Origin of the sequence: Protofrankia sp. CiT1, from assembly GCF_917627335.1 — a bacterium.
In the GTDB taxonomy this organism is placed as follows: Bacteria; Actinomycetota; Actinomycetes; order Frankiales; family Frankiaceae; genus Protofrankia.
The window spans coordinates 4,665-13,661 of the sequence record NZ_CAKJTP010000116.1; the positions used below are offsets into that span (position 1 = coordinate 4,665).

Sequence of the window (8,997 nt, forward strand, 5' to 3'; positions counted from 1 at the left end):
CGGCGAGCCGGAATGACGATCTCAAACGCGCTCTCAGGCCGAGAGCAAATTCCTGGAACGCAGCTCGGCGATGACCGCGTCGGTCAGGCCCGCGGCGTGGGCTTCCGGCAGGGTCAGAGATGTCGGGATGCTTTGCTCAAAACTGAAGACGTTATGGGGATCGTACCGACGTTTCACATCCATCAGCCGGGGAAGTCTGTCCCCGTAGTAGGCGTGCAGCCAGTTGGCCAGATCGCGGTCCGGGCTGTTGACGTAGGCGCCGCCCGTCATGAACGGGAGCATCTCGTCGCGGATTCCACACAGCCAGTCGAGATGCTCACGATCGGACTCCGCGTCGTCCCAGTGCCCGAGGTACTCCACGCAGATGGACGCGTTTCGGTGCGCGAATGCCGAGTGTTCCGGCGGAACGTCACCCAGCACCGCGCCGCCGAGTCCGTAGAACCCCGTCCTGACTCCGGCGGGCGCAGTCCTGTGCCAGCGATCGAGGATTTTCATGGCGTATGAGTCGAGCGGTCTCGCGGCGAGCGCGGGGACGAATTTTGCCCGTATCGACGGAACCCGCTGAGTCCACGTGCCCACACTGTCCATGTAAGGCACGGTGCGCATGGAAGTCTCGCGCGGCGGATGTGCGTCGACCAACGGCTTGATGATTGATTTCAGCTCGTCGGCCGAGCCTTCGAACAGCCCGGTCGTCATGGCCATTCCGGCAGACCTGGGGAACAGGTTGAACCTGACGTTCACGCGCTCGTCCGCTCGAAGGATCCAGCGCTGCCATTCATCGAGTACCGCGATGCCGTCGTCCCAGTCCCATTTCATCGTAAACAGCGTCACCTCGGAAATAGGCCGCATCTTGAACGTATAGGAGGTGACGATCCCGAAATTCCCGCCGCCGCCGCCCCGCGAGGCCCACAGCAGGTCTGCGTGGTTCGTCTCGTCGACCGCCAGGATCCTGCCCCGCGCATCGACCACGGTGAGACCGACAAGGCTGTCGATGAGCAGGCCCCGCGACCGCACGAGCATCCCGATCCCGCCACCGAGGACGTGACCACCGATCCGGATGTCTGGGCAGACTCCCGCCGGGATCGTGCCGCCGACAGACCACAGAGCCGCGTATACCTCGCCCAGGAGGACACCGGGGCCGATGACAGCCCGGCTCCGGTCGTTGTTCACGGCCACAGACCCCAGCCTTGACACGTCGATCACGATGCCGTTGTCGAGGGTGCAGAAGCCCTCGACGTTGTGGCCACCGGAACGGATACGGAAGGGGATGCCATGGTCGCGCACATAACATAATGCGGCTGCTGTCTCTTCGGCGTCCCGTGGGTATACGACAGCCTGGGGCCGGCAGTCGAAACGCTTGTTCCAGATGCTGCGCGCCGTGTCGTACCTCGTGTCGGATGGCGTCACCACAAGACCAATGGTGTCAGGATAGGTTCCCATATTGCCTCCGCATTCGGCTGAATTCGACATGCTGGCGCCCTGGTTCATGCTGGCGCCTTGGTTCGGCTGGCGCCGCTATGGCCCTATGCGAAGAACCTGATGGGCATCTTCGCGGCCTTCGCGCCCTCGGATACGGGCGGACGCCACGCGCCGTACGTGTGCGTGACGCCACCCTCCCGGCTCTCCAGATAGCAGATGATGTTAAGCGGCCAGCCAGCGTTTCGGAAAAGGTACTCATCCATACGGCTGGGATTCTCGCTCAGGTTTTCCGTGCCCCGTTCGTGCGGCGGCCCCACCCGGTGCCAGTCAGGATGCATATGGACTGACCCGAGCATCTCGAGTCCGTTGTCCTCGAATTCACGCACGACCTTCAGGAGCTGGCGCGAGTCACACCAGAATCCCCTCTCGCCATCATCGTACTGCTTTCCGAACTTGGGGGCGATGTTCTTCTTGAACTCCTCCATCGGCACCGAGTCAACGGCTCGGACATTGTCGGCGAAAGCGATCCTTCGAAGCACCATCGCGTCGCCTTCCACAGTTCCACCGAGAAGCCCGAAACTGTTGGGGCGGTGTAGGCGTGAACCGCCCGCGGCCACCGACTCAAGACCAAGACGATACTCCCCTATAGCATCCTCGATGAAAGATGCGAACACCTCCGGGTCGGCGACCACCACCTCGACGTCATCAAAGACTCCAGCACAATTTCCCGGCAACATCCGGGTTTCTGGCATGACGGTGCTCCTCTCCGAGAGAGTGTGTTTCCCAGTGCCTGGACTCCGGCGGGCGCGTTGTCAGACGAGCCCGCCGTTGGCGTGGATGACCTGCCCGTTGACCCAGCCGCCCTGTTCGCCAACGAGAAACTCCACCACCTTGGCGATGTCCTGCGGACGTCCAATCCTGCCGAGCGGAATCTGCCGGGCCAAAGCTTCGATGGCATCCGGGGACCTGCCGCGCAGCAGGAGCTCAGTGCCGGTGGGACCGGGGGCGACGGCGTTGACCGTGATGTTCCGCCCCGCCAGCTCTTTGGCGAGTTGACGTGTCAGCACCTCGACCGCGACCTTGCACGCGTTGTAGACCGCCTGCCCCGGCGCACCCAGGGCGGCAGCCGAGCTGGAGAAGGTAATGATGCGTCCGCCAGGCCGCACCCGGGTTGATGCGGCCCGCAGCATGTTGAACGTGCCGCGAAAATTGACATCCACAACACGACGGAAGCTCTCGTCATCGGTGTCGGCCAAGGGGCCTCGCCGGTCGGCGTGCGCCCCCGCACAGCTGACCACGATGTCCACACCGCCGTACGCCTTCTCCGCCGCCGCGAACAGCTGGTCGACATCGTCTGGCTCGCTGATGTCGCCGCGAACCGCCAGCGCTCGTCCGGCCCCGGTCCCGACGATCTCAGCAACCAGCTTGTCAGCGGATACAGTGTCCTCGACGAAACCGACGACCACGTCGAAGTCGTCGGCGAGCCGTCGGGAGATCCGCGCACCGATCCCGCGGGTGCCGCCTGCCACAATCGCGACCCTGCGCGTTACGTCGGCCGTCACTGTGCCGATTCCGGATTCAGCCGGATCTCACTGAGCGCTGCCTGGCCTCGCTCAGACCAGCGGGACTCTTCGGCACCGTCGAAACGCCGTCCGTATGCCTTAAGGAATTTGATGCGATCGGGTACAGGATCGTCGACGCGATTCAAGAAAGGCAGGTCGGAGTCGACCATATACCGGATGGCGAGCAGCGGAATCGGGCTGCGCAGCGGCCGGAACGCGGGGTTGTGCAGCCCACCCTGCTCACTCCGCGGATGAAACCTGCCAATCATGAGACCTGATTCGACGAACTGCGCTTTCAATCTGCGGTGCGTTTCGTCCACCATGGTAGGCGCGTCCTCATCGCTCACATCGGGCAGGATCACCAGGATCGCCTTGTCCATGGCCTCCGGTCCGGACCGCGGTTCCATACGCAGGAAGACGTCCTGGTACTCGGCGATCTCCTGATCGATCGCGGCTGCCGGGCGGTTCTCCGTACGCACGACCACGAAACTGATCCTGTTCATGGACATGGCACGCGGGACAAAGGGACACACCGAGCCGCTGCGGCCGAGTTCGGGATGCGGTCGACACAGGAATTCTTCGCACCAGTTGGCGATGCGTTCGATAAACGGTTGATCCCTTGCTGCCCGGGCCGGGTCATCCGGTCGGTGAAGTGCGGAATCCTCAGCTGTGGTATTCACCTTCGACTTCCCCTCGAATCACCATGCAACGTGGAGATTTGCAATGGAATGGGTCATCATGTCCGGTTTCCAGATCACCTCGTCCGCGGGTACCGTCAAACGCAGATTCGGCATGGTACGGGCGAGCACGGCGAACCCCTCTTGCAGCTGCACACGCGCGAGATGGGCGCCGATGCAGTAGTGCGGCCCCTTCCCGAAAGCCAGGTGCCCGTTGTCTGTTCGATGAATGTCGAACGTGTCCGGGTCCTGGAACTTCGTGGAGTCACCATGAGCCGAGGAGATCAGCGGCATGACTCCTTCGCCCGCGCGCACACATCCGGACGGGAGCTCGACATCTTCCATGGCGAGACGGAGGAAGCCCACATCGGCCGGAAAGTCGTGCCGGAGAATCTCCTCGACCGCTAGGGGGACCAGGCTCGGGTCCGCCACGAGCTCCTCGTACTGCTCACGGTGGCGCAGCAAAGTGAACGCTCCGCGCCCGATGGTTGTCATAGTGGTCTCGTAGCCGGCCAGCAGGAGCGAGCGGGTGACGTCGCACAGCTCCGCCCCGCTCATGCGATCGTCACCGTCACTTGCCTCGATCATGGCGTCCAGCAGGTCCGTGCCTGGCTCACGACGGTGACGCTCGATGAGCGCGGTCAAGTAGGCGAAAAACTCGTCGCGCCCTTGTCCGCGCTCGGCCACGCTGTCCGGGCCGATGCGCATGGCCACAGCCGACCAGTAACGGAACTGGTCGAGATCGCTGTCGGCGACTCCGAGTATTTCAGCGATCACCATAAGCGGGAGCGGTTCCGCGAATGCCGTCATCAGATCGGCGGGTGGCGAGGCTGCCAGCATGCTGTCGGCGAGGTCCTGCGCGATCTTCCGGATGCGCGTCCGCCATCCTTCGGCACTGCGCGCGGAGAACGCGCGGCTGAGAATGCGACGTACCCGTGTGTGCCGTGGCGGATCCAGGTTGATCAGAGTATCGCGGTCGTCGGACATGTCCGCACCGGGCTGTAGCCGGGGCGCCCCAGGCCTGCTCAGGTCCCGGCTGAATCGTGGATCGGTGAGCACGGCCTCGACGTCGTCAAAGCGCACCGCAAGCCGCACGACGTCACCACTTGGCAGTTCAACCTGCCCCAGCGGATCGTTCTCACGGCGCCACATGCAGCTCGGCGGACGCTTACCGAGCGGCTCTTCCGGGAAGGGAAAGGATTCAGGTGGCACGACACTCAGCTTTCGAACGTGAGGAGGGGGACGTCCCAGAGCTCGCTGTGCACCGGACGGCGCATCTCGGGCGCGAGGACCTCGGTGACGAGCATTTCAGTGAGGTACTGAACCTTGGCGGATATGAGGTGGCTCGAGTACGCCAGCGCCGAGTGCTGCTTCAGACCAACCGTGACATGGACGTGCGGCACGGTCTCGTTCTTTTCGGGCGCGTAGGAGAAAGTGCCGGATCCAACGGCTTCGACCTTCTCCAGATAGACAGGAAGACGCACCGGCGCTGCCGGGTCCTCGACCCGCTGGCACGTTCCCGCGATCTCGGTCTCGGCGAAGGCGGCGAGGAACATCGGAATGTATCCCTGCCGGACATCGTTCTCCCGGCAGAAATCCGCCAACGCCTGGAAGAAATCTTCTCCGTGATCGAAATTGACGCCAAACGACCTTCCGGTCTTCAGTTCATGCGTACGCATATAGAAACCACTCCAATCGGACAGGTGACGGCGGGTGGTGTGGGCTCCCCGAACAGGGCGCATTGCAGGATCGCAAGGAAAAACTGGAGGTGGAATTTCCCGATTCGGCGGCATGCGATGAACCGGCGATGTGGCTACCCGTGCTGCGGCGCGGGTAGCGGGGCTCGTCACACATCGACGCGGAGCGCCTGGGATTCCAGCCAGGCGTTCAGGTCCAGCACCATCTCCAGGCTGACGCGTGTGACGGTACTCGACGTCGCCTCGGCTGGTGTCGCGAGCAGCGCTTCGACGGCCTTCTGGTCCAGCAGTGGCAGCACCGGGGCGCTCCCGTGGGCGATCAGTTCGGTGAGAGTGCCACGCAAAGCGAGCCCGTATGCGGGGTCCTGTGTAGCGGGGTACGGGCTCTTGCGTCTCTCCAGGATCGACTGCGGCAACAGATCCGAGACCGCGGCGCGCAGCAGGCTTTTCTCCCGCCCGTCGAAGGTCTTGAACGACCAGGGAACGTTGAAGAGGTACTCCACCAGTCGATGGTCACAGAATGGCACACGAACTTCCAGGCCATGGGCCATGCTCAGTCGATCCTTGCGGTCGAGCAGCATGTTCACAAAACGGGTCAGGTGGAAATAGGAGATCTCCCTCATCCGCCGTTCACGGGAGTCCGCCCGGGATACATGAGGCACCTCTGTCAGTGCCTCGTGGTATCTGTCGCGCTCGTAGGAGAGAATATCGAGCTGCTTACGTAGCCTCGGGTCGAAGAGGTCGTCGGGACGCTGCTTCTGCATCATGACGACAAGCCAGGGGAACGTGGGGGCTTCCACCACTTTCGGCAGGTGGAACCAGGCGTATCCGCCGAACACCTCATCGGCTGACTCCCCTGACAGCGCGACGGTCGAGTGACCGCGGATCGCTCGGAACAGCATGTACAGCGAGGTGTTCATGTCCCCGCTGAGCTGTGGATACTCCCACGCGTGCATCACACTGGAGCGCAATCGTGGATCGGTGAGCTCGGCGGTGTCGAGTATGATGTCGGTGTGTTCGGGGCGCAGATACCGCACGGCGTCCTGTACGAACGGCCCGTCGGGGGAACCGCGCATCTCATCGGGCTGAAAGTGGTCGCCGTACCCGGCGAAGTCGACCGAGAATGAACGGATGTCCCCGTGCTTGAGGGCCAGCGCGGTGATCGCGCTGGAGTCGAGGCCACCGGACAACAGACTGCACAACGGCACATCCGCCACCAGCTGCCGTTCCACGATGTCCTCGAGAAGTTCGCGCACCACGCGTATGGTCGTGTGGAGATCGTCGGTGTGCTCGTGGGCTTGGAGCGCCCAGTATCGCCACTTGCGCAGGCCCTCCCGCCTGAACCGCAGCAGTTGCCCGGGCCTGAGTTCGTGCATGCCCTTATAGATTGACAACTCGGGCGTCTGGGCGATGGTGAATACCTCGCGCAGGCCGTCGGCGTCCACCACCCGATCGACCCGCGGATGCGCCAGGATAGCCTTCGGTTCCGACCCGAAGAGCAGCCCGCCACCCGGTAGCGGGTAGTAGAAGAGCGGCTTGACACCCATCCTGTCGCGGACAAGCAGGAGTTCCTCGCTTCGGGAGTCCCACAGGGCGAACGCGTAGATGCCGTTCAACCTCTCGGCAATGCCCTCGCCCCACTCCAGATAACCGCGTAGCACGACCTCGGTGTCGCTGTGGGTACGAAAATGATGCCCCTTCGACTCCAGCTGCGTCCGTAACTCGCGGAAGTTGTACACCTCGCCGCTATAGGTGAGGACTGCCATGTCCTCTGCGGCCATGGGCTGATGGCCGCCCGCAATGTCGATGACCGCCAACCGCCGGTGGCACAACGCCGCGTGCGGACTTAACCAAATCCCTGTGTCGTCGGGTCCCCGCAAGGCCATGGTCGCGGTCATGGCGGACACCGTAGTCCGTTCCCTGGTCAGATCCCGGTCAAAATCTACCCAGCCTGCGATGCCGCACATACAGTTTTCCATTCGTCAGTTCGTTCGAACCGTCCCCATCATTCCCGCATGCTCGGGCCCAGCGGCACATCATGGGGAGCCTGTGCCCGCTGGCCTGCCACCGCTCGGGTGTGTTCCCGCCGCCGGAAACTGCCAGGACAAGCATGAGGCCGCCACGTCCGGGACCGAGCCGGCCAGTTACCGCACGTAACTCAATGCTGGTACCACACCGGCCACCGGCTCATCCCGGGACCATGGGCTCGGCGCTCGCACCCGGCGAAGATGCGGCGCCGCCGCTGCCCACGCCGCATCTTCCGCCTCGTGCGTTGCCCGTATCCACCCCACAAGGATTTCTCATCGCCCGCGGCCTGGAAAGGAGGATATAGGTCAATATGCGATAGGATCTGGCCATGCGTGAGGTCGCGGTTCTCTCCTGGACCGCATGATCCCGTTCGAGGCGAGCATCCCGGCGGGAATCTTCGGCGACGCAGCCCCACCGGGCGGCACTCCGTTCCACGAAGGAACTGAAGAAGCGGGGCAAGCAGCCGGGTGCGGACGGGCTGACGCTGGCGTGCCGGGAGGATCCGGACCGGGTTGAGCAGCACTTTCCCGTCGGGGTATATCGGGGTATATGGCCACGGTGCGGCGCTGGCCGGGGTGGCGGACCGCGGGTCCGCTGGCACCTCGACGATCAAGGCGATCGCGGTGACCGGCGCCGACCTGCTCATCCGGGTCACGGGTAACCGGCGGCTACCGGTGCTACGGACATTGCCCGACGGGTCGTGGATCTCGCGGATCGGCCCGGTCGAATTCCGGGTGATCCGCTGGGAGGTCACGGTGACCACCACCAGGGACCACGGCGGGAGGCTGGGCCGGCATCTGGCGATTTTTCCTAGATTATCACTATTGTAATGAGATCTTCGAGGCCGGCCAGGTCAGCGGAGTTGCGGGTATAAAGGCTGGCTCCGTGTGCGTGCGCCGTTGCCGCGATCAACAGGTCCATCGTCCGCGCCCGTGGCTGGCGGCCGATTTCGGCCACTCGGGCGGCCAGCCGTCCATAACTGTCGGCGACGGCGTCGTCGACCGGGAGCGGGTCGAATCTTCGTTGGAGTGCGCTGAGCCTGGCGAGTCGGTTCGCGCGGGCCTCGGGTGTCTTGGCGACGAGAACACCGAACTGGAGTTCGGCGATACTGATGACGCTGACGGCCAGCTCACCAGGGATCGGGAGGACGTCCGTGGCCACCAGTACGCTTGTGTCGAGGACACCCCGATTCATCGATCTTCCCAAGGGTCCGTCACGGTGTTGTCCACGAGTTCGCGATCGGCGGGCCAGCCGGCGTCGGCCGGCAGGGCGATGACCTCGGCGAGATCGTCCCAACGCCGCCACGCGCGTGGGGCCACTGGGCCTAGAACGGCTGCTGGTCGGCCGGAGACCGTGATGGTCAGTCGCTCGCCGGCCTGGGCCCGCCTCACCAGCTCGCTTGCGTTCTGCCGCACCTCACGCAGTCCTATCTCGTCCACGCTCCCAGGATAGCACTTGTGCTACTCGGGTCCGGTCGTCCGCTCGAGGCCGCTGACCTGGCCGTCATGGAGATGGTGGGGAGCCGCGACGTGCCCGCGATAACCGCGGATCGCTTGAGGAGATCGTGCGCAGGGGCCCGCGGGAGCCCACGCGGAGATCTCCGCCCGCTCCTTG

The 8,997-nt window shown here is 64.0% G+C and carries 10 protein-coding genes; 1 reads left to right on the forward strand and 9 read right to left on the reverse strand.

Going from position 1 to position 8,997, the window contains the following annotated elements; all coding sequences use genetic code 11:
• Nucleotides 1–33: 33 nt before the first annotated feature.
• From MJ785_RS16230 to asnB, 7 genes are all read right to left on the reverse strand, one after another.
• Nucleotides 34–1,440, reverse strand: coding sequence for an FAD-binding oxidoreductase (locus MJ785_RS16230; protein WP_239310435.1), 1,407 nt, complete (start codon nucleotides 1,438–1,440; stop codon nucleotides 34–36).
• A gap of 83 nt (nucleotides 1,441–1,523) precedes the next feature.
• Nucleotides 1,524–2,171: a hypothetical protein gene (locus MJ785_RS16235; RefSeq protein WP_239375648.1), complete on the reverse strand. Its 648-nt coding sequence runs from the start codon at nucleotides 2,169–2,171 to the stop codon at nucleotides 1,524–1,526.
• 60 nt (nucleotides 2,172–2,231) lie between these two features.
• A complete protein-coding gene (locus MJ785_RS16240) occupies nucleotides 2,232–2,981 on the reverse strand; it encodes an SDR family oxidoreductase (protein WP_239310437.1) in 750 nt (249 codons plus the stop codon).
• Nucleotides 2,978–3,661, reverse strand: a complete 684-nt coding sequence (locus MJ785_RS22330) for a DUF6875 domain-containing protein (protein WP_370651602.1) — start codon at nucleotides 3,659–3,661, stop codon at nucleotides 2,978–2,980. The genes MJ785_RS16240 and MJ785_RS22330 overlap by 4 nt, the downstream gene beginning before the upstream one ends.
• 18 nt (nucleotides 3,662–3,679) lie before the next feature.
• Nucleotides 3,680–4,870 carry a cytochrome P450 gene (locus MJ785_RS16250; RefSeq protein ID WP_239381594.1) on the reverse strand — a complete coding sequence of 397 codons (1,191 nt, stop codon included), beginning with the start codon at nucleotides 4,868–4,870 and terminating at the stop codon, nucleotides 3,680–3,682.
• A gap of 5 nt (nucleotides 4,871–4,875) precedes the next feature.
• Nucleotides 4,876–5,337, reverse strand: coding sequence for a PPC domain-containing DNA-binding protein (locus tag MJ785_RS16255; RefSeq protein WP_239310440.1), 462 nt, complete (start codon nucleotides 5,335–5,337; stop codon nucleotides 4,876–4,878).
• Nucleotides 5,338–5,504: 167 nt separating this feature from the next.
• On the reverse strand, nucleotides 5,505–7,322 hold the full coding sequence (asnB, locus tag MJ785_RS16260; RefSeq protein WP_239310441.1) for an asparagine synthase (glutamine-hydrolyzing): 1,818 nt from the start codon (nucleotides 7,320–7,322) through the stop codon (nucleotides 5,505–5,507).
• 573 nt (nucleotides 7,323–7,895) lie between these two features.
• Here asnB and MJ785_RS16265 point away from each other — a divergent pair.
• The gene (locus MJ785_RS16265) at nucleotides 7,896–8,213 is read left to right on the forward strand and encodes a hypothetical protein (protein WP_239310442.1); all 318 of its coding nucleotides are present in this window, start codon (nucleotides 7,896–7,898) and stop codon (nucleotides 8,211–8,213) included.
• Here MJ785_RS16265 and MJ785_RS16270 read toward each other — a convergent pair.
• Entirely contained in the window at nucleotides 8,194–8,577 is a 384-nt protein-coding gene (locus MJ785_RS16270) for a type II toxin-antitoxin system VapC family toxin (RefSeq protein WP_239310443.1), read from the reverse strand. The genes MJ785_RS16265 and MJ785_RS16270 overlap by 20 nt on opposite strands.
• The gene (locus MJ785_RS16275) at nucleotides 8,574–8,822 is read right to left on the reverse strand and encodes a type II toxin-antitoxin system Phd/YefM family antitoxin (protein ID WP_239335145.1); all 249 of its coding nucleotides are present in this window, start codon (nucleotides 8,820–8,822) and stop codon (nucleotides 8,574–8,576) included. Before MJ785_RS16275 ends, MJ785_RS16270 begins: the two co-directional genes overlap by 4 nt.
• Between the last annotated feature and the right edge of the window lie 175 nt (nucleotides 8,823–8,997).